At 62.6% G+C, this 24,828-nt stretch carries 26 protein-coding genes; 12 read left to right on the top strand and 14 right to left on the bottom strand.

Annotated features, from left to right (window positions below; all coding sequences use genetic code 11):
- Positions 1 to 19: 19 nt before the first annotated feature.
- Positions 20 to 1,663, bottom strand: coding sequence for a lysine--tRNA ligase (locus NO357_RS14095; RefSeq protein WP_306736333.1), 1,644 nt, complete (start codon positions 1,661 to 1,663; stop codon positions 20 to 22).
- 116 nt (positions 1,664 to 1,779) lie between these two features.
- Between NO357_RS14095 and NO357_RS14090 the strand changes: the two genes are divergently transcribed.
- From NO357_RS14090 to NO357_RS14080, 3 genes are all read left to right on the top strand, one after another.
- Positions 1,780 to 2,205: a tellurite resistance TerB family protein gene (locus NO357_RS14090; RefSeq protein ID WP_306736332.1), complete on the top strand. Its 426-nt coding sequence runs from the start codon at positions 1,780 to 1,782 to the stop codon at positions 2,203 to 2,205.
- Positions 2,205 to 2,618 carry a L,D-transpeptidase gene (locus tag NO357_RS14085; RefSeq protein WP_306736331.1) on the top strand — a complete coding sequence of 138 codons (414 nt, stop codon included), beginning with the start codon at positions 2,205 to 2,207 and terminating at the stop codon, positions 2,616 to 2,618. The genes NO357_RS14090 and NO357_RS14085 overlap by 1 nt, the downstream gene beginning before the upstream one ends.
- A gap of 112 nt (positions 2,619 to 2,730) precedes the next feature.
- Complete coding sequence (locus NO357_RS14080; protein ID WP_306736330.1) at positions 2,731 to 4,161, top strand: amidase family protein; 1,431 nt, start codon at positions 2,731 to 2,733, stop codon at positions 4,159 to 4,161.
- Between the two features lie 93 nt (positions 4,162 to 4,254).
- On the opposite strand, the gene dacB is transcribed toward NO357_RS14080, so the two are convergent.
- The gene (dacB, locus tag NO357_RS14075) at positions 4,255 to 5,766 is read right to left on the bottom strand and encodes a D-alanyl-D-alanine carboxypeptidase/D-alanyl-D-alanine endopeptidase (RefSeq protein WP_306736329.1); all 1,512 of its coding nucleotides are present in this window, start codon (positions 5,764 to 5,766) and stop codon (positions 4,255 to 4,257) included.
- A 102-nt stretch (positions 5,767 to 5,868) separates the two neighbouring features.
- The gene (locus NO357_RS14070) at positions 5,869 to 6,474 is read right to left on the bottom strand and encodes a nicotinate-nucleotide adenylyltransferase (protein WP_306736530.1); all 606 of its coding nucleotides are present in this window, start codon (positions 6,472 to 6,474) and stop codon (positions 5,869 to 5,871) included.
- A 292-nt stretch (positions 6,475 to 6,766) separates the two neighbouring features.
- On the opposite strand from NO357_RS14070, the gene NO357_RS14065 reads away from it, so the two are divergent.
- A complete protein-coding gene (locus tag NO357_RS14065) occupies positions 6,767 to 8,059 on the top strand; it encodes a reverse transcriptase family protein (protein ID WP_306736328.1) in 1,293 nt (430 codons plus the stop codon).
- A gap of 147 nt (positions 8,060 to 8,206) precedes the next feature.
- On the opposite strand, the gene NO357_RS14060 is transcribed toward NO357_RS14065, so the two are convergent.
- Together NO357_RS14060 and NO357_RS14055 are read right to left on the bottom strand one after the other, a co-directional pair.
- Positions 8,207 to 8,800, bottom strand: a complete 594-nt coding sequence (locus NO357_RS14060) for a NapC/NirT family cytochrome c (RefSeq protein ID WP_306736327.1) — start codon at positions 8,798 to 8,800, stop codon at positions 8,207 to 8,209.
- Positions 8,801 to 8,886: 86 nt separating this feature from the next.
- A complete protein-coding gene (locus NO357_RS14055) occupies positions 8,887 to 9,606 on the bottom strand; it encodes a c-type cytochrome (RefSeq protein ID WP_306736326.1) in 720 nt (239 codons plus the stop codon).
- Between the two features lie 201 nt (positions 9,607 to 9,807).
- On the opposite strand from NO357_RS14055, the gene ettA reads away from it, so the two are divergent.
- Both ettA and NO357_RS14045 read left to right on the top strand, forming a co-directional pair.
- A complete protein-coding gene (gene ettA, locus NO357_RS14050; RefSeq protein WP_306736325.1) occupies positions 9,808 to 11,463 on the top strand; it encodes an energy-dependent translational throttle protein EttA in 1,656 nt (551 codons plus the stop codon).
- 6 nt (positions 11,464 to 11,469) lie between these two features.
- Positions 11,470 to 12,129: a hypothetical protein gene (locus tag NO357_RS14045; protein WP_306736324.1), complete on the top strand. Its 660-nt coding sequence runs from the start codon at positions 11,470 to 11,472 to the stop codon at positions 12,127 to 12,129.
- Between the two features lie 243 nt (positions 12,130 to 12,372).
- Here NO357_RS14045 and NO357_RS14040 read toward each other — a convergent pair whose 3' ends face one another.
- On the bottom strand, positions 12,373 to 12,912 hold the full coding sequence (locus tag NO357_RS14040) for an REP-associated tyrosine transposase (RefSeq protein WP_306736323.1): 540 nt from the start codon (positions 12,910 to 12,912) through the stop codon (positions 12,373 to 12,375).
- A 222-nt stretch (positions 12,913 to 13,134) separates the two neighbouring features.
- Here NO357_RS14040 and NO357_RS14035 point away from each other — a divergent pair, with 222 nt between their 5' ends.
- The 3 genes from NO357_RS14035 (at position 13,135) to NO357_RS14025 (ending at position 14,598) form a co-directional block, all read left to right on the top strand.
- The gene (locus NO357_RS14035) at positions 13,135 to 13,341 is read left to right on the top strand and encodes a cold-shock protein (RefSeq protein WP_306736322.1); all 207 of its coding nucleotides are present in this window, start codon (positions 13,135 to 13,137) and stop codon (positions 13,339 to 13,341) included.
- Between the two features lie 295 nt (positions 13,342 to 13,636).
- Positions 13,637 to 14,191 carry a L,D-transpeptidase gene (locus tag NO357_RS14030; RefSeq protein ID WP_306736321.1) on the top strand — a complete coding sequence of 185 codons (555 nt, stop codon included), beginning with the start codon at positions 13,637 to 13,639 and terminating at the stop codon, positions 14,189 to 14,191.
- Positions 14,192 to 14,211: 20 nt separating this feature from the next.
- Positions 14,212 to 14,598, top strand: a complete 387-nt coding sequence (locus tag NO357_RS14025; protein WP_306736320.1) for a DUF302 domain-containing protein — start codon at positions 14,212 to 14,214, stop codon at positions 14,596 to 14,598.
- Positions 14,599 to 14,631: 33 nt separating this feature from the next.
- Here NO357_RS14025 and NO357_RS14020 read toward each other — a convergent pair whose 3' ends face one another.
- Positions 14,632 to 15,015 (bottom strand): acyl-CoA thioesterase, encoded by a 384-nt coding sequence (locus NO357_RS14020; protein ID WP_306736319.1) that lies wholly within the window; start codon positions 15,013 to 15,015, stop codon positions 14,632 to 14,634.
- A gap of 184 nt (positions 15,016 to 15,199) precedes the next feature.
- On the opposite strand from NO357_RS14020, the gene NO357_RS14015 reads away from it, so the two are divergent.
- A complete protein-coding gene (locus NO357_RS14015; RefSeq protein WP_306736318.1) occupies positions 15,200 to 15,424 on the top strand; it encodes a hypothetical protein in 225 nt (74 codons plus the stop codon).
- Between the two features lie 89 nt (positions 15,425 to 15,513).
- Here the strand turns inward: NO357_RS14015 and trxC are convergent, their stop codons facing one another.
- From trxC to NO357_RS14000, 3 genes are all read right to left on the bottom strand, one after another.
- A complete protein-coding gene (trxC, locus tag NO357_RS14010) occupies positions 15,514 to 15,948 on the bottom strand; it encodes a thioredoxin TrxC (protein ID WP_306736317.1) in 435 nt (144 codons plus the stop codon).
- Between the two features lie 70 nt (positions 15,949 to 16,018).
- Positions 16,019 to 17,056 (bottom strand): serine/threonine protein kinase, encoded by a 1,038-nt coding sequence (locus tag NO357_RS14005; protein WP_306736316.1) that lies wholly within the window; start codon positions 17,054 to 17,056, stop codon positions 16,019 to 16,021.
- Positions 17,057 to 17,122: 66 nt separating this feature from the next.
- Complete coding sequence (locus tag NO357_RS14000; protein ID WP_306736315.1) at positions 17,123 to 18,568, bottom strand: aldehyde dehydrogenase family protein; 1,446 nt, start codon at positions 18,566 to 18,568, stop codon at positions 17,123 to 17,125.
- A 167-nt stretch (positions 18,569 to 18,735) separates the two neighbouring features.
- Here NO357_RS14000 and NO357_RS13995 point away from each other — a divergent pair, with 167 nt between their 5' ends.
- Positions 18,736 to 19,389 (top strand): peroxiredoxin, encoded by a 654-nt coding sequence (locus NO357_RS13995; protein ID WP_306736314.1) that lies wholly within the window; start codon positions 18,736 to 18,738, stop codon positions 19,387 to 19,389.
- A gap of 335 nt (positions 19,390 to 19,724) precedes the next feature.
- On the opposite strand, the gene pnp is transcribed toward NO357_RS13995, so the two are convergent.
- Together pnp and NO357_RS13985 are read right to left on the bottom strand one after the other, a co-directional pair.
- Complete coding sequence (gene pnp, locus NO357_RS13990; protein WP_306736313.1) at positions 19,725 to 21,884, bottom strand: polyribonucleotide nucleotidyltransferase; 2,160 nt, start codon at positions 21,882 to 21,884, stop codon at positions 19,725 to 19,727.
- Positions 21,885 to 22,150: 266 nt separating this feature from the next.
- Positions 22,151 to 22,675 carry a DUF2267 domain-containing protein gene (locus NO357_RS13985; protein WP_306736312.1) on the bottom strand — a complete coding sequence of 175 codons (525 nt, stop codon included), beginning with the start codon at positions 22,673 to 22,675 and terminating at the stop codon, positions 22,151 to 22,153.
- 56 nt (positions 22,676 to 22,731) lie between these two features.
- On the opposite strand from NO357_RS13985, the gene NO357_RS13980 reads away from it, so the two are divergent.
- Complete coding sequence (locus NO357_RS13980; protein ID WP_306736311.1) at positions 22,732 to 23,283, top strand: HPF/RaiA family ribosome-associated protein; 552 nt, start codon at positions 22,732 to 22,734, stop codon at positions 23,281 to 23,283.
- An 86-nt stretch (positions 23,284 to 23,369) separates the two neighbouring features.
- Here NO357_RS13980 and rpsO read toward each other — a convergent pair whose 3' ends face one another.
- Both rpsO and NO357_RS13970 read right to left on the bottom strand, forming a co-directional pair.
- Positions 23,370 to 23,639 (bottom strand): 30S ribosomal protein S15, encoded by a 270-nt coding sequence (gene rpsO, locus NO357_RS13975; RefSeq protein WP_306736310.1) that lies wholly within the window; start codon positions 23,637 to 23,639, stop codon positions 23,370 to 23,372.
- A 144-nt stretch (positions 23,640 to 23,783) separates the two neighbouring features.
- Positions 23,784 to 24,728: a calcium-binding protein gene (locus NO357_RS13970; RefSeq protein ID WP_306736309.1), complete on the bottom strand. Its 945-nt coding sequence runs from the start codon at positions 24,726 to 24,728 to the stop codon at positions 23,784 to 23,786.
- Between the last annotated feature and the right edge of the window lie 100 nt (positions 24,729 to 24,828).

Here is a 24,828-nt window from a genome sequence, read left to right as displayed (position 1 = left end):
GGGGCCACCCCACCGTTCGTCAAACGAAATCGCCCGCCAGCGCCTTGCTGATCAGCGCCCGGGTGTCCTCGATCCCGTAAAGCGCCGCGAATCCGCCGAACCGCGGGCCCTGGCTCGCGCCCAAGCAGACCTCGTAGATTGCCTTGAACCAGTCGCGCAGCGGTTCGAACCCGTGGTTCTTACCCACCGCGAAGACTACCGATTGCAGGAACTCCTCGTCGGCGAAATCGGCCTCGGGCAGCGGGTCGTCACTGCCCATCGCCGCGTTCTTCTGCGCAATCGCGGCCAGCGCCCGCTCGGCGTCACCGAAACAGGCGACGAGGTCCTCGAGCGCCGCACGCTCCTGCTCGGTGGGCAGGCGATAGACTTTCGTAGGTTTGACGAAATCGTTGAAATAGCGCACCGCATACCCCGCCGCCGCGTCGAGCCCGGGGTGGCTCTCCGGGCTGGCCTCGGGGGCATATTTCGCGATGAACCCCCACAGCACCGCCTTGTCCTCGGCGCTCGATGCGCTGGCCAGATTCAACAGCATCGAGAATGGCACCACCATGTCCGACGCGGGCACATCGCCCGAATGGATGTGATAGACGGGGTTGTTTGCCTTCTGCTCCCAGCTCTGCCCGGGATAGGCCCGCAGCTGCTGGTGATACTCATCCATCGCCCGCGGGATCACGTCGAAATAGAGCCGCTTCGCCGTCTTGGGCTTCTGGTACATGAAATAGCTCAGCGACTCGGTCGAGGCATAGGTCAGCCACTCGTCGATCGAGATGCCGTTGCCTGACGACTTGGAAATCTTCTGGCCGTTTTCGTCGAGGAACAGCTCATAGGTGAAATGTTCCGGCGCCGGCTGGCCCAGGATTTCACAGATCGAATCGTAGATCGGCGTGTTGGTTGAATGGTCCTTGCCATACATCTCGAAATCCACGCCCAGCGCCGCCCAGCGGGCGCCGAAGTCGGGCTTCCACTGCAGTTTCACATGGCCGCCCGTCACCGGCAGCGTCCATTCGCGGCCGTCTTGGTCGTCGAAGGTGATCTCGCCCTTCTCGGCATCGACCTTCTTCATCGGCACGTACAGCACCCGCCCCGTCTCGGGATGGATCGGCAGGAAGATCGAATAGGTCTGCTGCCGTTCCTCGCGCAGGGACTTCAGCATCACCTTCATGATATCGTCATACCGCTCGCAGGCGCGTAGCAGGATCTCGTCGAACTGGCCCGTGTTATAGAACTCGGTCGCAGAGTAGAACTCGTAATCGAACCCGAAGGTGTCGAGGAACCGGCGCAGCATGGCATTGTTGTGATCGCCGAAGCTCTCGTATTCTCCGAACGGATCGGGCACCGAGGTCAGCGGCTTTTGCAGATGTTCTTGCAGCATGTCCTGATTGGGCACGTTTCCCGGCACCTTGCGCATGCCGTCGAGGTCATCCGAGAAACAGATCAGCCGGGTCGGAATGTCCGAGATCAGCTCGAAGGCGCGGCGGACCATCGTGGTGCGCAGCACCTCGCCGAAAGTGCCGATATGTGGCAGGCCCGAGGGCCCATAACCGGTCTCGAAAAGCACATAGCCCTTCTCCGGCGGCGCCTTCTCATAGCGTTTGAGCACCCGGCGCGCCTCCTCGAAGGGCCAGGCTTTGCTGTTCAGGGCGGCGTCGCGCAGTTCCGACATGCGAATTCTCCGATTCCCCGGCGCGATCCGTCCGCGCAGGTCCCGGTTTCCTATTGTTCAGACGGGCAGAGGTCAATATTCACAAAAGGGAAGACCAAGCCGGAAAGGATACCCAGATGACCGACCCGATCCCCCATCCGCTCAGCCCGCAAGACTGCCTTGTTGCGGTGATGATCGCCGTGTCGGCCTCGGACGAAAACATCCGTACCTCGGAACTGGTGAAAATCCAGTCGGCCGTGAACAACCTTCCGGTTTTCGCCAACTACGATATCGACCGCATGCAGGTCATGTCTCGGACGGTCTTCGATCTGTTCGACCAGGAGGATGGCCTCGATGCCTTGTTCGGCCTGGTACGCGACAACCTGCCCTCCCGGCTCTATGAGACCGCCTATGCCCTGGCCTGCGACGTCGCGGCCGCCGACGGCTCGCTCGGCGACGAAGAGCTCCGCCTGCTCGAAGAAATCCGCTACGAGCTGTCCATCGACCGCCTGCATGCCGCCGCCATCGAGCGTGGCGCCCGCGCGCGGCACATGACGGTGTGATGCGCCGTCTGGCAGCTTTCCTCCTTTGCCTTCTGCCTCTGCCCGCGCTGGCGGGCGAGGTCGAGGCCCGGATCGACCTGTCTGACCAGGAAATGACCATCTTCCTCGACGGGCGCGAGCTTTTCCGCTGGCCGGTTTCCACCGCGCGGGCCGGCAAGTTCACCCCGCTTGGGCTCTTCACCGTGCAGTCGATGAAACGGATGCACTATTCCACTCTCTATCACAACGCACCGATGCCCTGGTCGATCTTCTTCTCCGGCAATTTCGCCATCCACGGCACCGACCAGATCGGCCGCCTCGGCCGCCCCGCCAGCGCCGGCTGCGTGCGGCTGCACCCGGAAAACGCTGCCACCCTCTACCACATGGTGCTGGAACACGGCCGCGCCAACACATTCATCTACGTCGTGAGATAGCAACCAGCCAACGGCAGGTCTGCGGACCAACGTCCCGTTTTTCTACGTCCAGATATGCTCAATTCCAGTTCGTGGTCGACTTTCGAACAGCACGATGCGAACGTTTCTTGAATTGGCTTCGGCGGGAACAGGGAGAGAGTCCATGCGCCATATCTGGCAAATGACCGCGAGCGAGATTGCCGCGGCGGTGCGCTCAAAAAAGTTGTCTGCGACGGAAGTTGCAGAAGCCCATCTGGAACGGCTCGACGAGGTAAACCCTAAGATCAACGCCGTGGTGCAGGAGTGCCGCGAGGAAGCCCTGCACGCCGCCAAAGAGGTTGACGATGCCATTTCGCGGGGCGAAGCCCCCGGGGCTCTTTGCGGTGTCCCCGTCACGATCAAAGTCAATGTTGACCAGAAGGGACATGCCACCACAAACGGCCTGCGCCTGCTGGAAAACCTGGTGGCACAGGATGACAGCCCGGTGGTGTCGAACATTCGCAAGGCAGGGGGCGTGATCGTCGGACGCACCAATACGCCGGCCTTTTCCCTGCGCTGGTTCACCAAGAACAACCTGCATGGACAGACACTGAACCCGCGCAACAGGGAGATAACACCAGGCGGCTCGTCCGGCGGCGCCGCCGCGGCGGTCGCGTCCGGGATATGTGCCCTCGGTCATGGCACGGACATCGCCGGGTCCATCAGATACCCGGCTTATGCTTGTGGTTTGCATGGCCTGCGGCCAACGCTTGGCCGGGTCCCGGCCTACAATGCAAGCGCTCCGGACCGGTTTATCGGAGCCCAGCTCATGGCGGTCTCCGGACCGATTGCCCGCAGCATCTCCGACATTGAAATCTCGCTGGCGGCCATGGCGGCGCCGGATCTCCGTGACCCCTGGCATGTGCCGGCGCCCCTGGGGAAACGGGATTTCCCAAAGCGCGCTGCGCTGACCATAGCCCCGGATGACATGCCCGTCGCCGACGAGGTCCGGGCGGCCATGATCGATGCCGCAGACAAACTGAAGGCTGCCGGTTGGACCGTCGAAGAGGTCGACTGCCCGCCGATGCGGCACGCGGCGGCGATAAACGCGCGCCTCTGGATGGCGGAAACCCAGTTCGGCGCAAAAGACATGATCGAAAAGGAGGCCGAACCGGATTCCCGGTTTGTCTTCGATCAGATGACCAGGGAAGCAGGCGAAGTCGGGTTTGAAAGCCTGATGGACGCCTTGCAGGCGCGGGCAGGGCTGGTCAGGCAATGGGAGCTTTTTCTACAGGACTACCCCGTCTTCATCTGCCCCGTTTCCGGTGAACTGCCATTCGATCAGCAGTTGGATGTGCGTTCGGAACAGGCCTTCGCCAGGGTATTCGAAGCGCAGCTGACGCAACGAGGATTGCCTGCGACAGGTCTGCCCGCGCTCGCGGTCGCGACGGGCGCAACCCGGGATCGGCCCGTCGGGGTTCAACTGGTTGCGCCCAGGTTCCGCGAGGACATCCTCTTGGCCGCAGGTCTCGACATTGAAGCCGCGGGTGACCCACTCCAGGTTGCAGATCCCGATTGGGCGTGACGAGCTGGGGCTCCCCTGCGCGCGTTTGGGAAAGCACCCGCGCCGCAAGGCGTGGCATGACCACTTCGGGCTGCACCCTTTCGGTGCGTCCCGTCACGTCCCGTAGAGTTCCCCCCAGCGTTCGATCAGCTTCTGCTGCAGCTGCTTCGCGCGCTTGTTCCAGCTGCGCGCGCCCTGCGGCCGTTCCCGGTCGCCGCGCTTGATCTTGGCCCTTGCGCCCTGATCGGCGGCGAAGATCGCGAATGCAAGTTCGGTGCCATCCGGCGCCACCATGTAGCCCGCCAGGCCGCTGACGAAATTCAGCGTGCCGGTCTTGGCGTAGACCTTGATCGGGTGGCCCTTGTTCACCTTGCCATTGTCGTGGCGCATGTCGATCTTCTTCAGGATCGACCGCAACAAGCCGGCGCTGCGCGCTTTGACCAGCGCCTGCGCCATGTCCTGCGCCGTCAACCGCGACTCCTCACCCAACCCCGAGTGATCGACCAGCCGGGCCTGCCCCATGCCCAGCGCCGTTGCCGCCCAGCGGCTCATCTCGCCGCCACTGTCGCGCAACGAACTGGCCCGCCCCTTGCGCTTCACCGTCGCCGCCAGCCCGACCATCTCGGCAGTCAGGTTGTTGGAGTATTTCAGCATGTCCCGCAGAATCACCTGCAGCTCCGGGCTCGCCTGGCTGACCAGCGCCGTGCCTCCCGGTCGCGACCGCGTCACTTGCGGTTGCCGCAGCACGATCCCCTGTGCACGCGCCAAGGTGCGGAACACCTCGCCGGCGTATTTCTCGGGCTGGCGCACCGGCAACCAGCGCGATCCGCCCTTGCCCAACGCTTTCGACGCCACCGTCCAGTGGTCTTCATCGAACTTCTCGTCATAGGTGTAAACCGGCAGCGCCCGGTTCACGACGCGCATCTTCGTCACGCTCACCTCGGGGCGGTATTTGTTCGACCGCGCGTCCATCGTCACCCGCCAGCCGTTCGAGGCGCGTTTCCATTCGAAATACACCCGGTTGTAGTTCAGGCTGATGCCCGAAATCGCCGGGTTATAGCCGACGTGGTCCGGCTGGTCGCGGTCGATCTCGTGGATCTGTGGCAGGGCCCCACCCCAGACCTTGAAATCGCCCCGCACTTCGCGCACACCTGCCGCCTTCAACTTGCGCGCCATCTCTGCCAGCGCGTTGGTGTCGAGCGTGGGATCGCCCCCGCCCGCCAGCACCAGGTCTCCATTCAACACCCCGCCCTGCACCGGCCCGGTTGCGATCAGCCGCGTGACGAAGCGATGCCCCGACCCGAGGTTGTCGAGTGCATAGAGCGCGGTGATCGCTTTGCTGACGCTCGCCGGCGGTTGCGCCACGCTGCCGTCGCGGGCCTCCAACATCAGCCCTGACCCGGCATCGGCCACCGCAAAGGCCACCTGCCCATCCAGCCGCGCCGCTTGGATCAGGTCCGCGGCCCCCGGCACCGGCGCCTTCGTCGCCACCGTCGCCTTGGCGGCGCCCCCGCCGGGGCGCAGCACCGGCCTGAGCGACGTCTCGGGGGCGTTGGCCCAGGCCGGCAGAGCCAACCCGGCCAGGCCAGCACCGAGGAAAACCCGTCTCGAAAGGCGTTTGGTCATGGACGCGACTAAACCGCAAGCAGCAGTGCAAGACAAGCGGGCCCGCGCGTCCGTTCGATCACATTTTCCCCACGTCCCGGACCGTCGGCACCTGGCCGCCGGTCAGACGTGGCGCCACCCGCCGCGCGCCCGGATAGCGGTCGACGAGACATCGACCATCGGCACGTTGACGAAGCACCAGCGCGGCGCCTCGCCCCATGCCAGGGCTTGTGCCTGCCGCCCGCGCAGCCGGGCGAAACGATAGATGTCCGCCGCCTTGGCGTGTCGCGCCGCGATCCGCTGCCCCGGCCGCGCCAGCACGCCGATCGGCACGTGCTGCATGATCCAGCGCCAGTCCTGCCACTGGTCGAACTGGTGCAGGTTGTCCGCCCCCATGATCCAGACGAACCGCACCCCGGGATACGCCCGCATCAGCGCCTTCAGGGTCTCGGCGGTGTATCGCGTGCCCGCCCGCGCCTCGAAGTCGGTGATCTTTACCCGCGGATGGTCCATCACCTCGCGCGCCCGCGCCATCCGCTCGTCCAGCGGCGCCGGCCCGCGTTGCTTCAGCGGATTTCCGGGGCTGACCAGCCACCACAGCTCGTCAAGCCCGAACCGTTTCAGCGCCTCGCGGCTGATATGAGCATGGCCTTCGTGGGCCGGATCGAACGACCCGCCCAGCAAACCCACCACCCGGCCCGCGCGCGTATGTGGCATGTGATACCGCATCGGCACGTTGTCTCCCCGCGCCCCTGTCCTGTCAATCCTGTCCTGGAAATGCCCCGCCCGTGCCGGCTTCAATTGCAGATTGACGCGCGCCACTCATTTCTGCTCCAATCGCGGCAGCCGGGCCTTTCTCAAGCCGGAGGCGGAGCGATCCACCTCCCGCGTGGGGTTTCCCCACGCAGACCCACCTGACCCTGGCCATTCGGCGCACAACCGTCACTGGGCTTCGCCCAGGGCTGGTTATGCTTGGCATCGATTGGTTGAGAAAGTGCCCCGGCGCCCTGGCACGCAGACTATGAATTTCAAGGATTTCAGCACCTCCATCGCCGCAACCCTGACCGCCTGCGACTGGACCCCGAGCGCGTTGGCCGACCGGCTGCAGCGCCTGCTGCCGCCGCGCCTGCACCACCACGCGGCGCCGCTGGCCGCGACATTGAGCGCGCGCTTTCCCAAGGCCTACGCCCCGCGCCGCCATGACTTGGCCGCCGCCCTGCGCAACACCCACGAGATGGCGGCGATCTGGCACCATGCCCGGCAGCATCAGACCTGGCCCGCCCCCGAGACCGCGCCGCCTCGCTTCCTGCCGCTGCCGGCCTTCCGCGACCTCGGCCTGCCGTCGCTCAGCACCCGGGCCGAGCTGGCGGACTGGCTCGGCCTCACGCCCGAACAGCTCACCCGCTTTGCTGATCTCAATGCGCTCTCGAACCGGACGGAAAACGCCTTCGCCCCGCATTACCGTTTCCACATCCTGACCAAAGCCTCGGGCGGAGAACGCCTGATCGAAGAGCCCAAACCCCTGCTCAAACGGCTGCAGCGCCGGTTGCTGTCGGGCCTGCTGAACCGGGTGCCGTCATCGCCTGCCGCCTATGGTTTCGTGCCCGGCCGCAATTGCCTTCAGGCCGCGGCCCGCCACGCCGGCGAAGCCGTCGTGCTGCGCTTCGATCTGCGAGAGTTCTTCAACTCCATTGCCTATTCCCGCGTGTTCGGCCTCTACCGTTGCCTCGGATACCCCGGCGCCGTCGCTTCGGACCTCACCGGGCTGACCACGCTGGCGACGCCACCCTACATCCTGCACCGGCTCAGCCGCCGCCATGACAAACGGCTCTCGAACCGCCACCTGCCGCAAGGCGCGCCCACCTCGCCGGCGCTCGCCAATCTCTGCGCCCACGGGCTCGACCGGCGGCTTGACGGGCTCGCCCGGCGCTTTGGCGCTGTCTATACCCGGTACGCCGACGACCTGACCTTCTCGGGCGATGCCGCGATCGCCCGCCCGCTTCTGCGCATCCTGCCCGAGATCGCCGAAAACGAGGGGTTCGCCCTCAACCCCGCCAAGACAGGGGCCTCGGGCCGGGGCCAACGGCAGACCGTGACCGGGCTGGTCATAAACCGGCATCTCAACATCCCGCGCCCCGCCTATGATCGGCTCAAGGCGACCGTCCATCACCTCTCCAATCCCGCGGATCCGCGCCTCGCTGATCCCGCCTTCCTTGCCCGGCTCAGCGGCCAGATCACCTGGCTGGAACAGGTCAACCCGCCGCGCGGCGCCAAACTGCGCGAAAGACTGGCCCGCGCGCTCGACCCGCTTTGAAACACCTGCTTATGTTGGAAGCAAAGGGGCGTCGCTCCCGGGAACCCTGCCGCGGGATCCCGTCAGCACCGGGCAGCCCGGCCTGCGCCACCCACCATTGCTGTGGCGCCATTCCGGCAAAGGCCGCGGCGACCAAAAGGCGCGATCTCAGTCGTCCCGCTCGATTTTTGGCATATTGTGGGCGACGCCCTTGTGGCAGTCGATGCAGGTCTCGCCCTCCGACAAATCGGTACCCAGCACCACCGGTTCCATCTTTTCACGGGCACGTCGGCTCTGATGTTCGAAATCCATCGCCTCCCAGCTATGGCAGTTGCGGCATTCGCGTGAATCGTTGGCCTTCATGGTGTCCCAGACGTGCGTTGCCAGTTCCAGCCGCTTGGCCTCGAATTTTTCGGGCGTGCCGATCGTACCTTTCACCTTGTGCCACAACTCGTTCGTGGCTCGAATCTTGCGCACCACCTTCGGCCCCCAGTCGTGCGGCACGTGACAATCCGAACAGATCGCCCGCACGCCTGAGGCGTTCTTGTAATGCACCGTCGTCTTGTATTCCTCATAAACCGTGTCGCGCATCTCGTGGCACGAGATACAGAACCCCATCGTGTTGGTGGCCTCCATCGCGGTGTTGAACCCGCCCCAGAAGATGATCCCGATCACTATTCCGACCAGCAGAAGAATACCCTGACCGACCACCACGCTGGGCCGAAAAACCCACCCCCAGATCCGTTTGATCAACCGCACCATGCACCGCCTCCCTTCGCGCGCCAGAAACGTTCCCGGGGCCCCTTACGGGCCCCGGTGCAATGTCTCACCCGTAACTGCGCGCCGCTTCACTCCTTGGGCAGCATCGTCAGATAGGTCATGACATCGGCGCTGACCTGATGGTCGATGGCCCGCATCGCCGGCATCGCCTCGGCTGGCTGGCCGTTGAGGATCTTGTGCATGACCTCCCACGGGTTGCCCATCAGCGACCCCAGCGGCGGCATGTCCTTGGGCAGCTTGCCATCGGCGCCGTGGCAATTGGCGCAAACCGTGTTGTAGACTTGCTTGCCCTTTGCCGCGTCACCCTTTGGCGCCTTGGTGTCCGCGTCGACATAGGTGGACCAGTCGATCTGGCCGTAAACCACGAAATTCGCCAAATCCATCAAGTCGGCTTCCGCCATCTTGTCGCCATAGCCATGCGCCGGAGCCGTCAGGATCGCCACCACCGCGGCCGGATCACCGCCGGCCAGAGCATCGATCCCCTTGATACCGGTGGCGTGGCTGCCGCTGGCATAGGCGCCCGCCACCCCCCGGCCGTCCCAGCCGTGGCACTCCTTGCAGCGCCAGTTATTCTTGGGATCATTGGCGTATTTCTCGTTGCTTGCGGGATAAAGAGAATGCGATGCCTCCGGCACATCGGCTTTGATCACCTTGTACCATTTGTCATAGAGCTTCCCGCCCCGCGCCACCGAACCCTGATCGATGTCCTGTGCCGAAACCGCGCCGGCGAACATCCCACTCACAGCGGCGATCGCGGCCGCAACGGCGAAATTGAACTTGTACTTCATGAAATTTCCTCCCTTTTTCAGGTAGTTACCGTATATTTGACACCTTAGCGTCATGCGACATTCTGTCCTTGATCCAGATCATTTTTGAACAGAAGGGCAAAACACCGCGTCTCGCGCGGCCGCCGTGACCGCAGCGTGACATTGCGCTTGGCCGGATGCCTCGCTAGATGAAGGCAAAAGTTGAATGCAAAGGGCATTGCCATGGCCAATCACAAGTACGTCTACTTCATGCAGGGCGTCTCCAAGACCTATCCCGGCGGCAAGAAATGCTTCGAGAACATCCATCTCAGCTTCCTGCCCGGCGTGAAGATCGGCGTGGTGGGCGTCAACGGCGCCGGCAAATCGACGCTGCTGAAAATCATGGCCGGGCTCGACCCCGAGTTCCAGGGCGAGGCCTGGGCGGCCGAGGGCATCAATGTCGGCTACCTGCCGCAGGAACCCGAGCTCGACGCGAGCTTGGACGTGCGCGGCAACGTCATGCTGGGCGTGGCCGAGAAAAAAGCCAAGCTCGACCGCTTCAACGAACTGGCGATGAACTACTCGGATGAAACCGCCGAGGAGATGGCGGCGCTGCAGGACGAGATCGACAGCCAGAACCTGTGGGATCTCGACGCCCAGATCGACGTGGCGATGGAGGCGCTCAGATGCCCGCCGGACGATGCCGCTGTTGACACGCTCTCGGGCGGCGAAAAGCGCCGCGTCGCGCTGTGCAAGCTGCTGCTGGAACAGCCCGACATGCTGCTTCTGGACGAGCCCACCAACCACCTCGACGCCGAAACCATCGCCTGGCTGCAGCAGCACCTGATCGACTACAAGGGCACCTGCCTGATCGTCACCCACGACCGCTATTTCCTCGACGACATCACCGGCTGGATCCTGGAACTCGACCGCGGCCGCGGCATCCCCTACGAAGGCAACTATTCGGCCTGGCTGGAACAGAAGGCCAAGCGGCTCGAACACGAGGCGCGCGAGGACAAGTCCAAGCAGAAGACGCTGGAACGCGAACTGGAATGGATGCGCCAGGGCGCCAAGGCGCGGCAGTCGAAACAGAAGGCCCGGATCGACCGCTATAACGAACTGGCAAACCAGTCCGAGCGGGAGAAGATCACCCGCGCCCAGATCGTCATCCCCTCGGGGCCCCGCCTCGGCTCGAAGGTGATCGAGGTCAACGGCATCTCGAAACACATGGGCGACAAGCAGCTGATCGAGGACCTGTCCTTCTCGCTCCCCCCCGGCGGCATCGTCGGCGTCATCGGCCCCAACGGCGCCGGCAAGACCACGCTCTTCCGCATGCTCACCGGCCAGGAACAGCCCGACGCCGGCTCCATCGACTACGGCGACACGGTGAAGCTGTCTTACGTCGACCAGACCCGCGACGCCCTGCCCGAGGGCAAGACGGTGTGGGAGGTCATCTCGGACGGTCAGGACATCATCAAGCTGGGCGATGCCGAGATCAACTCCCGCGCCTATTGCGGCGCCTTCAACTTCAAGGGCGGCGACCAGCAGAAGAAGGTCAACCTGCTCTCGGGCGGCGAGCGCAACCGCGTCCACATGGCACGCCTGCTGAAATCGGGTGGCAACGTGCTGCTCTTGGACGAACCGACCAACGATTTGGACGTCGAAACCCTGCGCGCATTGGAAGACGCCCTGGTCGATTTCGCCGGCTGCGCCGTGGTGATCTCGCACGACCGCTTCTTCCTCGACCGCATCTGCACCCACATCCTCGCCTTCGAAGGCGATGCCCATGTCGAATGGTTCGAGGGCAACTTCGAGGACTACGAGGAAGACAAGAAACGCCGCCTGGGGGCGGATGCGCTGGAGCCGAAGCGGATCAAGTTCAAGAAGTTTACGAGGTGATCAAAGGTGGAGCGAACGCTTAGTGTAGAAGATGTTAAGAATCGCTTCTATCGCGAAGCCTTCGCTCAACCCCTTATGGACAATACCATTCGCGGTTTGTGGTGCGAGTTCATGCTTGCCGAAGCGCTTGGCTCCGAATGTCGGCCCACAGGTTTCGCGTGGTATCCCTGGGATTTGCAGATTGGCAACAGCCGCAGGGGGTTTCCTGATCGCATTAGGATTCAGGTCAAAAACAGAGCGCGCATGCAATCATGGAACATGAAAAGCGGGCAGCTGTCCGATTCTTCCTTCAATCTCACTTGGCGAAGGCGCCCCTTTTACTTCACCCGCGACAACCCCGGCGTGCCCTGCGAGGACGAGGGGTTTCTTTGCGATCTTTATGTTCTGTGTCACCACCGCGGCGAAGATCCTGCGACCGCCGATCACCGTGAGCCACCGCAATGGGATTTCTATGTTCTGCCTGTCTGCGGTCCACATTCGGCAGTTACGGAAAGCGAAATCGCTTGGCTTCAGCAAAAAACGCGTGACACCGGCCGGGGTGCGTCAACGCAAAGAAGGCCCGCAACCATGACCAAGGGCATCCGTGGCCGCCCTCCGATAATGCCGCTGGGCATTGACGAGCTTTCCATAGACGCCTTGAGGCAGTCGCTCGGGCTCGAATACTAACCGCAGGGTGGTTGGTTCCGGCATTTGTGCCGGGTTCAACCACCATTGTCCAAAAAAAAACCGGCTGCGACCACCATCACCAAAACCGCCCAATCCACCTCAACGGTGGGTGAACCTTCGCCGCCTCGAAGAAACCCCCACCCTACCCGCTGTATCTCCCTATCAACCGACGAAAAGAACCGTAGGCCGGGCTTCAACCCGGCTTCACGAACCCCCCGCATGGGTGCCGGGCTGAAGCCCGGCCTACGCGGGTTCGTACCGTTCATGCCGAATGTCCCTGTGCACCGACGAATAGAGCCACTCCTGCGGTCGTTCCACCAGCCCATGTTTCACCGGGTTGATGTGGCAATACCGAACGCAAGCCGCAGACTCCGCCTCGTTCCGAATGTGGTGTTCCCAGAACCGCCGTTGCCACACGCCGCGCTCCCGTTTGTTATGGCGTAGGCCGGGCTTCAGCCCGGCATACCGACCCGAAAGCACCACAGGTAACTCGGATGGCGGGCTGAAGCCCGCCCCACGCAAACTCATGGTGAACCGCGCCTTGATCGCGCCCCACCGCACCGCATAATCGCTGTCCCGCTCCGGCAACGTCCAAACCGCATGCAGATGATCCGGCAACACCACCCAAGCGTCGATGCGAAACGGCCGCTCGGCCCGCGTCTGTCGCACGGCGCGGCGCAGACGGTCAATCTCGCGCACCAGCACATCCGACCCCCTTTGCTGCATGTTCACCGTAAAGAAGATCGTCGCGCCGAAGACGCGGGGACGGAGGTAACGGGACATCGCCCCACCCTGCGGCACGCATGGTTAACGCCGCCTTAATCCCGACCCCGGCGCCGATTTCCCTTGCTATTTCTCTCCCATGCCCCCATATGCGCTTTTGCAGACGTTATTCTTTTTCGACCCACTGTCTCCCTTCACACGGCGTTCAGTCACTCGATCCAGACCGACTACGCCGGGCTGCCGCACCAACGCGGGCAGCAAAAAATCATGGAGACTACGGATATGGCCAATGGCACCGTAAAATGGTTCAACACCTCTAAAGGCTTCGGCTTCATCGCACCGGAATCGGGCGGCAAGGACGTTTTCGTCCACATCAGCGCGCTCGAGCGTTCGGGCCTCACCGGCCTGGCCGACGATCAGAAGGTGACCTTCGACGTCGAAGCCGGCCGCGACGGCCGCGAATCCGCGACCAACATCGTGCTGGCTTGACGCCTTCACGGGGTTCGTCAGGCATTCGCTTGACCGCTCCGGCGACATGCTATGAAAACGGGGGCTCCGCTGGGCCCCCGTTTTTTTCCGACCGCGCGGCGTGTTAACCCGGGTCTTTCCCGACCGTTGCCCCACCGCGCGCCAGACAGACGGCCAGCCAGCGTGCCAGCCATACTGCCATACCCGTCGCCCCCCACCCGAAGACGCGTTAACGATTTCGTGCGATGCGTTGAGATATCCGTCATTTTCCGCTATCGAATCCCCTATAAGTCCCCGCCAAATGCAGGAAACGACCATGATTTCACGCCGCCATTTCCTCACCGCCACTGCCGCAACCCTCGCCGCGCCGCATGTGGCCCGCGCCTTCGAACTCGACCCGGTTTTCACGCCGCAGCAGGTGAAAATCGGCCCGGCCTATGCCCCGGGCGAGATGCTGATCCTGCCCAAGGCGCATTTCCTCTATTTCGTCACCGCCCCGCGCCAGGCCATGCGCTACGGCGTCGGCGTCGGCAAGGCAGGTCTCGAATTCACCGGCGCCGCCACCATCGACGTCAAGAAGGAATGGCCCACCTGGCGCCCCACCGACGAGATGATCGAGCGCGAGCCGATCACCTACGGCAAGTTCAAGGACAACGACTATGTCCAGCCCGGCGGCCCCGGTAACCCCTTGGGGGCGCGGGCGCTCTATCTGTTCCAGAACGGCCGCGACACCTATTTCCGCATCCACGGCACCACCGCGCCCAAATCGATCGGGCGGTCTGTGTCAAATGGTTGCATCCGCATGATCAACGAGCACGTGATAGACCTCTACCAGCGCGTGCCCATCGGCACCAAAGTCACCGTTATCTAACGCCCCGGGAGGCCAGATCCATGTCCTACACGCTTGACCGTATCATCCCTGACGCCAGCTTCGACGAAGTAGACGCCCGCACCCGTAAAGCCCTGATGGATGCCGGGTTCGGCGTGCTGACAGAGATCGACGTCAAGGCGACGATGAAAAAGAAAATCGACAAGGACATGGACGATTACCGCATCCTCGGCGCCTGCAATCCGAACATGGCCTGGCAGGCGATCGGGCTCGAACCGCGTCTCGGCGCGATGCTGCCTTGCAACGTGATCCTGCGCGCGGTCGAAGGCGGTGTCGAAGTATCCGCGATCGACCCGGTGGCCTCGATGGCAGCGATCGACAACGACGATCTGCACAAGGTTGCGGGCCAGGTTCGTGACATGTTGCGGGACGTGGTCGACGCGGTCTGAGCTCGATCCGGCCCCGGGCCTGAACCGGGGCCTCTACGCCTTGACCGGCCGTGGCCGGCCGTCGTCATCTATCGCGACATAGGTGAACACGCCTTCAGTGACCTTCTCGCGCACCCCGGTAATCTGCCGGAGCGCCCAGGCTTCGAGCCCGATCGCGACCGAGGTATTCCCGACGCGTTCCACCCGGCCATAGACGCACAGTACGTCTCCCACTTTCACCGGCCGGACGAAAGTCATCTCGTTCACCGCCACTGTGGCGACGCGGCCGGTCGCCGCCTCGATGGCCAGGATCCCCCCGGCGATGTCCATCTGGCTCAGCACCCAACCGCCGAAAATATCGCCGTTCACATTCACGTCCGCCGGCATCGCCACGGTCCGCAGGGTCAGGTCTCCGCGTGGCTCTTTTGCATCGCTCATCAGGCTTCGTCTCCAAGTTAACCATCTCTCAACGATATGACGCTAAGATAACCCAAGAGTTGGAGAATTTGCATGGGCGGAAATCCGCCCGTCATCCGGCAGCCGCACCGACGCCACATTTCAGGCGCATTTGAGGAGAAAAAAGGCCTTCAAAGGGGCGCCAAACGGACTTGAAAGGGGAAAGATGGCACTTGTAATCGTGATGTTGTCGGGGGTGGCAGGCGGGATCGCCGCGCTCGTGGCACTCATCTTCTACAACGTCAGCCTCATGCAAGCCTTGGCGCTCTATCTCGTGTCCTCCATCGTCCCTGTCGCGTTGGTCATGGCCGGGGTCTTTCTGTATATCCAGATCACCCGCGCCATGGCCACGCACGACAGGCATGCCGAGGTACATCGTGCTCACCGCTAGGATGGCGCGCCAGCAGACCACGGTTACCCGCCGCGTCAGCCACGTTTTGTCTTTCTGAAACCAAAGGGGCGAAACTTGAGTCTCCGGTGTCAGACGGCGTCTTTCACCCAGCTCACAATCGACGTCGACGGCATAGCGCCCGATTGCCGGGCCTTTTCGCGCCCGCCGCGGAAGCCCGCCATCGTGGGAATACCGCGAATACCATAGGCCTGACCCGCTTGCGGATAGTTTTCCGTGTTCAGCTTCACCAGCCGCGCCTGCCCGTTGAGCTCTTGCGCCGCCTTGGCAAATTCCGGTGCCATCATCCGACAGGGGCCGCACCAGGGCGCCCAGAAGTCCACCACCAGCGGAAGATCGTCGTTGCGCGCAGCCTTCTGCAACGTGGCGAAATCCACCTCGATGGCCTTGTTCGACACCAGTTTCGCACCGCAGGTGCCGCATTTCGCCCCGGCGCTCACCCGGTCGGACGGCACCCGGTTCACCTGGCCACAATCGAGGCAGGTCAGTTTCATCGCCTGGGCCATGTCAGTCTCCACTGATGTCACATTCCGAAAAGGATATATAATTGAATGGCCCGTTTGTAAGCCCTTGCCGTCAGTTTTTCAGGATCCGGTCGGTCAGGTTCTGGCGGCCCGAGATGATCGGTTTCAACACCGGTGCCATCTCCGGCTCGGCCGCCATCATCAACTCCAGCTCATCCAGCCGGTTTGTCGCCACCAACTGCAAGGCGTCCTCGCGCAGGCTGCCATTATCGCGTCGCGGCATCTGCGCCACCGGCTGCACCAGCTCCGCCCTGTCCTCGGGTACCAACTGGCGCAACTGATCTTTGCCCATATCGGTCTCGGCAAAAACATAGAGCCCAACGCCCTTGGCGGGCAGCGCATAGGTAAAAAGCGCCACCTCGCTGATCCCGGCACGGCGCAATGCCTCCCGTACAGCGCCCTCGTCTCGAGCAAGCCGGTCCTCGGTACCCTCGGAATCCTGCCAGTTCATCAGCCGCCGGGTGACGAAATTGTAAAGCCGCTTGCCGGTGGCCATCCAGATCCGCGTGGGCAGAGATTTGCGCGCCAGCAACCGCTTTTCACAAGATGTCAGCAGATGCGGCGCAAAATTTCGCTTCTGCTTCAGCAGATGACGCAGGTCTTCCCGCGCCATCACCCTGAAAAGCTTTCCCTTGCGGCGGTGCACCGAGGCCAGTTGAAAATCGATCACCGCCGCGCGTCCGTCCGGGGTCCGCAGCCAGTTCTGCGGCTTGGCGATGTCATTGTGCGTCACCCCGCGCGCCCGCATCTCGCGCAACAGCCGGCGCGCATCGCGATACCATGCCGGATCATCCGGTCGGGCCAGCTGCAAAGGCGTACCATGCGACCAGCTGCGCAAGAGCCCTTCCCGGTCCACCCGCAGCAATTGCGGCACCCCATCGATTCCCTTGACCGCGCGCAACCCGCGGATTTCCTTGCGCGCCAGGAATGCCGCAACCGGGCGGGCCCACCACGGTACCCCGTCCAGTTTGCGCAACACCACTTTGCAGTCCGGATCCTCGGCCAGGTGCCCCGAGATCGTCTCGGAAAACACGTCCCGTTTGTGCACCGTCTCGGGCACGAAGGTCAGGCTGTCCGGGGAGTCGGCCATCAGGGCCTCCAAAAGCAAAATCCGGGGCCGTCATAGCCCCGGATCGCCTCTCAAGTCCACTTATGATCAGTCGTTGTCGTTCGACCAGCCGGACACGGCCTTCACCTCGAGGAAGTCCTCGATCCCGAAGACGCCGCCCTCGCGGCCGTTGCCCGACTGTTTCATGCCCCCGAAGGGCGAGCCCGCCCCGCGCGGCTGGCCATTCATTTCCACCATTCCCGAACGCAAGCTGCGCGCCATCCGGTTCAAACGTGCGCCATCCTGCGTCTGGACATAGTTGGTCAGGCCGTAGGGCGTGTCGTTGGCGATCTCGATCGCCTCTTCCTCGGTCTCGAAGGGGATGATCGTCAGCACCGGGCCGAAGATCTCCTCGCGGGCAATCCGCATCTGGTTGTTGGCATCGGCGAACACTGTGGGCCGGATGAAATAGCCCTTGTTCAGCCCCTCGGGCCGTCCGGTGCCGCCGGCAACCAGCTTGGCTCCCTCGTCGATACCGGCTTGGATCAGGTCCTGGATCTTGGTCCACTGGGTCTCGTTCACCACCGGGCCGATATGGCGGCCTTCCTCATGCGCATTGCCGACCTTGATCGAATTGGCCACCTCGGCGGCGGTTTCCACCGCCTGGTCGTAGACCCCGCGCTGGACCAGCATCCGGCTTGGCGCATTGCAGCTTTGACCGGTGTTGTTCATCATGTGAATGACGCCGCGCTTCACTGCCTTTTCGTCGGCATCATCGAAGATCACATTGGCGCCCTTGCCGCCCAGCTCGAGGTGTACCTTCTTGAGCGTATCGGCCGCCGATTTCGAGATCAGAATACCAGCGCGGGTCGAGCCGGTGAAACTCACCATGTCGACGTCGGGATGCGCGGTAAGCTGGCTGCCGACACCCACGCCGTCACCGTTCACCAGATTGAACACGCCCGGCGGGAAGCCCGCTTCGTCCATCATTTCGGCAAACAGCATTGCATCGAGCGGTGTTTCCTCAGATGGCTTCAGGATCATCGTGCAGCCTGCCACGGCCGCCGCGCCCACCTTCAGGGTGACCTGATTCATCGGCCAGTTCCATGGCGTGATCAGCGCCGCCACGCCCATCGGCTCATAGATGATCCGGTCATTGGGGGCATGATCGCCCAGCGGTTTGATGAACTCGAACCCCTTGGCTGCGCGCACGAAATTCTTCAGGTGACCAAAACCCGCGCCCCATTGCTGGGTTTTCGCCATGTCAATCGGCGCGCCCATCTCGAGCGTGATCGCTTCGGCCATCTCCTCCGACCGGGCCTTGTAAACATCGACAAGCTTCTCCAGCAGGGCGATGCGGTCTTCCTTGGGTGTCGCCATCCAGCCCGGAAAGGCCGCCTTGGCGGCGGCCACGGCAGCGTCAGTATCGGCCTGCCCGCCCAACGAGATCACCGCCACCGGGTCTTCCGTTGACGGGTCGATGACATGGTGGTCGTGGCCTTCCACCGGCTCCACCCACTGGCCGTTGATATAGAACTGACGCTTCTCGATCATCGCGATTTCCTCTGTCTTTCAGCGGCATCCGCCGCACCGTTTCTCGGGATTCGCGACACTCTGTCACTCCACCTGCGAACCCGCAAGGGAGGGGGTGTAAAACGTTGCGGAACAATATATCTGAGATTTTGAATATCTCTAAGCCGCGGAAAAAAGGAGCCTCGCAAATGGGCCTGCGCATCAATGACATCGTTCCCAACTTCACTGCCGAAACCGATCAGGGCACCATCTCCTTTCACGATTGGATCGGCGACAGCTGGGCCATCCTGTTCTCGCACCCCAAGGATTTCACCCCGGTCTGCACCACAGAGTTCGGCGCCGTCGCGCAGCTGGCTGATGAATGGGCCAAGCGCAACACCAAGGTGATCGGTCTGTCGGTCGACTCGGCTGAAGAGCACGTGAAATGGAAGTCCGATATCTCGGCCTATGCCGGCGCCAAGGCCGGTTTCCCGATCATTGCCGACGAATCACTGGAAGTGTCGAAGATGTTCGACATGCTTCCCGCCGAAGCCTACCTTCCCGACGGCCGCACCGCCGCGGACTCGGCCAGCGTCCGTTCGGTTTTCATCATCTCGCCGGACAAGAAGGTGCAGTTGATCATGACCTACCCGATGTCGGTCGGCCGCAACTTCGCAGAAGTTCTGCGCGCGCTGGATGGCCTGCAAAAGACGTATCAGCAGCCGCTCGCCACCGGCGCCAACTGGATGCCTGGCCAGGACGTGATCGTCGCCCTGTCGCTGACCACTGAAGACGCCAAGGCCAAGTTCGGCAAAGTCGACGTCAAGCTGCCCTATCTGCGCACCACCGCCGACCCGGCCTGATCGACGCCACATCAACCTTGGAAAGGCCCCGCTCCGGCGGGGCTTTTTCTTTGCTCGGAACATAGCACAGGGGTCTTGCCCATCCCGACAAGACCCCTGCGGCCTCTGGTGGCCAGAGACTACCCGCGAGTGGGTTCAGTAATCCGCTCTTTGCGTAAACCGCGAAGCCGTTGAATGGCCCGCTCCGCCATATGTACGCATCAATTCGATGGAAGAGGTCTAATCGACCCTAGCGGGAAAACCAGGGGGAAAAATCGCGCGGAAATATCCCTGCCGCAACGTAAAAGCCCCGGCGTTTCCGCCGGGGCTTCGCATCAAGTCAATAGCGAGGGGACTCAGTCGTCGTCCTCGTCCTTCTTCTTGCGCTTGGGCTTGTCTTCCTGCGCCATCTCTTCGCCGGTCTCCTGATCGACCACTTTCATGCTGAGACGCACCTTGCCGCGGTCGTCAAAGCCCAGAAGCTTGACCCAGACCTCCTGACCTTCCTTCAGAACATCCGAGGGATGGTTCAAGCGGCGGTTCTCGATCTGGCTGACATGGACCAGGCCGTCGCGCTTGCCGAAGAAGTTCACGAAGGCGCCGAAATCGACGATCTTCACTACGGTGCCGCGGTAAATTTCGCCTTCCTCCGGTTCGGCCACGATCGCGTGGATCATGTCATAAGCCTTCTGGATGGCTTCTCCGTTCGGCGAGGCGATCTTGATGACGCCATCGTCGTTGATGTCGACCTTGGCGCCAGACACTTCGACGATCTCGCGGATCACCTTGCCGCCCGAACCGATCACTTCGCGGATCTTGTCGGTCGGGATGTTCATAGTCTCGATGCGCGGCGCGTGAACCGAGAAGTCACCGGCCCCCGAAAGCGCCTTGTTCATCTCGCCCAGAATGTGCATCCGACCGTCCTTGGCCTGGGCCAGGGCTTTTTCCATGATCTCTGGCGTGATGCCGGCCACCTTGATGTCCATCTGCAGCGAGGTGATACCGTTCTCGGTCCCTGCCACCTTGAAGTCCATGTCACCCAAATGGTCTTCGTCACCCAGGATGTCGGTCAGGATCGCGTAATCGCCGTCCTCTTCCAAGATCAGGCCCATCGCCACACCGGCCACGGCCGACTTCAGCGGCACGCCGGCATCCATCATCGACAGCGACCCGCCACAGACCGAAGCCATCGAGGACGAGCCGTTCGACTCGGTGATCTCGCTGACGATCCGGATGGTGTAGGGGAAGTCGGTCGGCGCCGGCAGCACCGCCTGCAACGCGCGCCAGGCGAGCTTGCCATGGCCGATCTCGCGACGGCCCGGAGGACCCACGCGGCCCACTTCGCCGACCGAGTAGGGCGGGAAGTTATAATGCAGCAGGAAGTTCGACTTGAACGTGCCGTGCAGCGCGTCGATGAACTGCTCATCGTCGCCGGTGCCCAGCGTGGTCACCACCAGGCCCTGAGTTTCGCCGCGGGTGAACAATGCCGAGCCATGGGTGCGCGGCAGGAAGCCGGTTTCGCACTCGATGCCCCGCACATCCGTCGTGCTGCGCCCGTCGATCCGCTTGCCGGTTTTCACCACGTCGCCGCGCAGAATGCCGGCTTCCAGCTTCTTCATTGCGCTGCCGAGGTTGGCGTCTTCCAGCTGTTCGTCGCTCAGCGCCGCCTTGATGGTTTCTCGCGCCGCGGCCACGGCCGCCGTGCGCTCCTGCTTGTCGGTGATGGCGAAGGCCGCGCGCATCTCTTTCTCGCCCGCCTTCTTCACGGCCTCGAACAGGTCGCCGTAGTCGGCCGGCTGGAAATCGAACGGCTCCTTGGCGGCGTCTTCGGCCAGCGCGATGATCAGGTCGATCACCGGCTGGATCTGCTCGTGCGCGAAATTCACCGCGCCCAGCATTTCCGCCTCGGTCAGCTCATAGGCCTCCGATTCCACCATCATCACGGCGTCCTTGGTGCCCGCGACCACCAGGTCGAGACGTTGCTCGGGATCATAGCGCAGCTCGTGCATATCCTCGACATCCGGGTTCAGCACGTATTCGCCGTCGACGAACCCGACGCGGCAGCCGGCAATCGGCCCCATGAAGGGCACGCCCGAAATGGTCAGCGCGGCGCTGGCGGCGATCATCGCCACCATGTCCGGGTCGTTGACCAGGTCATGGCTCAGCACCGTGCACATCACCAGCACTTCGTTCTTGAAGCCCGGCACGAACAGCGGCCGGATCGGCCGGTCGATCAGGCGCGCGGTCAGCGTTTCTTTTTCGGTCGGCCGCGCCTCGCGCTTGAAGAAGCCGCCCGGAACCTTGCCGGCGGCATAGTATTTTTCCTGGTAGTGAACCGTCAGCGGGAAGAAATCCTGCCCCGGCTTCTGCTCACGGGCATAGGTCACGTTGGCCATGACCGAAGTTTCACCCAGCGTTGCAATGACCGATCCATCGGCCTGGCGGGCAACCTTGCCCGTTTCCAGAGTGAGGGTTTCCTGGCCCCACTCGATCGACTTGCGTGTTACGTTGAACATATATCGTTTCCTGTCTGGAGGCACTCCCGGGCCCTCCCGGGTCCTCCGTTTCCATGGCGGCCCCATTGCCGCCGACCCCTCCATCTTTCCATGCGCCGGGGTCAGAGCGTCACGTCTCAGATGGGGGCGCTATAGAGGAGTTTGAACAGGATGGGAAGAAAGATGTTCGCTCAGAAAACCGTGACACTTCGCCGACCGTCGTGGCGAACCATTGACGCTGCGGCACTGCCTCCCAAAACCGACCCGACGACCGCTCCGATCACACGCTAGCCGAAAAGCGCCCGAATCTGGGTGGTGAAGCTTTGTTCCACATCTTCCATCTCGCCGGCCGAAACGTGCTTTCTCAACACGCTCATCACCGCCGCAATCGCATGATCGGCGTCCCCCAAAGGATCGGTTTCGAAATCTCGCTGTACCCGCTCGACGAACGCATCCGCACTGCGAATAGCCATGGGCGTTTTCGACGGGTTCCATCCTTCATAGTAGATGCCGCGGATCATCACCGGCATCTGTGCCGCCAATTGCGCCGCCTCGTCCACGCTCAAATGATCACGCACGACATGCAGCACCGACCGCAAAAGCCGGTAAGCCCGCTGTTTGTGATCCCAGCCAGTGGCAGCGTCGACCTCGTTGATCCACACATTGGCCTGTTGTGCCGAGTCATCGATGATTTTCAATCCTAGTGCACTCATGGAATCCCCCTTTCGAAATCCATTGTAATTTACAGAAAAAAAACTCAACGCGCTTTGACCCGCGTCATTTGGCGTAAAGCGGATTTTGACCGAGGTCATGGCGGGCCGTCCAGAGCCGTGAGAGAAATGTGGAAATTAAGCAGCAGGAGGATTCGATGGAAACGACGCCACAAATCACATTTCACGGAGTCGATGCCTCACCCAATCTGACCTCTATTATCAACGAAAAGATCGCGAAACTGGATCAGACTTACGATCGGATCACCTCGTGTCGGGTAACGGTCGAACGGCGGACGTCCAAGGGTCACAAGGGCAAGCTTTACAAGGTTGCGGTCGAACTCGAAGTACCGGGCGGCGCCATCATCGTGAACCGCAAACCCGGGGACCTGAACGCGCACGAAGACCCCCGCGTTGCGATCCGCGACAGTTTCGATGCCGCGCTGCGTCAGCTTCGCGATCATCAGCGCAAGGTCGGCGGCGTGCATGTCAAATCGCACCCCGACCGCCTGCGCGGTACCGTGGTGCGTGTATTTGCCGACGAAGGTTACGGCTTTGCCAAGATGACCGACGGGCGCGAGGTCTTTTTCGATCGAGCAAGTGTCACCGGCGAAGGCTGGGAACAGCTGGACCTGAACTGCGAGATCACGTTCAGCCTGATGCAGGGCGAAAAAGGGCTCTACGCCGCCAACGTAACCCTTTCCGGCTGAGGGCCGCCTTCACTTCGGCGTATGCACCAAAGGAAAACGCCCGCTCTTCCGAACGGGCGTTCCCTGTTCCATCCGGAACTTGACTCTTACCGGCGCAAACCCAGCCGCTGGATCAGATCCGAGTAGCGGGCCTCGTCCTTGCCCTTGAGATAGTCCAGCAGCTTACGGCGCTGGGCCACCATCTTCAGAAGGCCACGGCGGCCGTGGTTATCCTTCTTGTGGGTCTTGAAATGCTCGGTCAGCGTCGCGATACGCGAGCTCAGGATTGCCACCTGCACCTCGGGCGAACCGGTGTCGCCGTCCTTGGTGGCGTATTCCTTCATCAAACTGGCTTTTTCTACGGCCGTAATCGACATCGGGGTCTCCTTGCGTTTAAGGGTTGAGGGCACAAGCCGGGATGTCGTCCAGCAAGGTCCTGTGGGAGATGTGCCCGGCCGAAACCGGACAGATGCGTGCGTATAGGAGAGTTTACCGCGAAAGGAAAGCGGAAATCCGCGCCGTCAGCCGACCCCTTGCATCAGCGCGGCCGCCGCCGATTGAGGCACGAGTTGAAGGTCTTCCAGGCGTAACCCCGCCGCGTCGTGCAGCGATATCACGACCTGGCCGTTGAGCACGACATGGATCAGTGTCTCGTCTTGCGGATCCGGTTCAAGGGCCAACTCCAGCACCTCTTCCTGATCGTCATGCAGCACCACCAGCGTGTCCTCGTGGAGGTCGAAATCGAGCACCTCCGCCACGTTTTCCGGCGCCCAGTCACTGGCGAAAACCGTATCGAACCCATCGCCGGAAGTGACGATGTCGCCGGCGCCGGCGATGATCGCATCGGCCCCGCCGCCGCCATTGAGATAATCGCCTGCCCCGTCGCCCGCTCCGACGATCACGTCGTCACCCCAGCCTCCGAACAGCGTGTCCGCCCCGCCGCCACCTTCGAGCGTATCATTGCCAAGGTATCCGTGCAGCGCGTCGTCGCCCGCACCACCGCGCAGGCTGTCGTCGCCGGCGCCGGCCTCGAGCGTGTCGTCACCGGCATCGCCCGCAAGGGTATCGTCGCCGGTGTGACCGAAGAGATGATCCTCCCCGTCGCCGCCACACAGCAGATCGTTGCCGGTCTCACCGTGAAGAATATCTGCACCGTTGCCACCGAGCACGGTATCGTCACCGGCCTGACCATGAACGATATCCTCGCCTGAATCGCCCGAAACGGTGTCATTCCCGGCCCCACCACCGATCGAATCCGACCCGTCGCCTCCGCTCAGCGCCTCGGCCTCATCGCCGCCGGTGATGATTTCGTCCAGGGTCACGAGTCCGGCCGCCCCGATCTCTTCGACCCTGGCGTCACCCTCCATCATGTCATCTGAATTGTCCGCCGGGTCGCCACCATCCATGCCCACGAACACCGTGGCGCCGACCAGAACCATACCCATCAAACCGGTAAGAAACAGCATCGCTTTCGCTCCAACGAAAAGCCGCCTGCATACTGCCCGCCACGGGGCACCGCCGTCAAAAGAGAAAGGGTTAATTGGTTAAGGGACGATGACCTGCGAC

This window comes from Marimonas arenosa, assembly GCF_030848945.1.
GTDB classification, from domain to species: Bacteria; Pseudomonadota; Alphaproteobacteria; order Rhodobacterales; family Rhodobacteraceae; genus Marimonas; species Marimonas arenosa.
The sequence above is the reverse complement of the archived record's forward strand: the minus strand, read 5'-3'. Positions and strand labels throughout refer to the sequence as shown.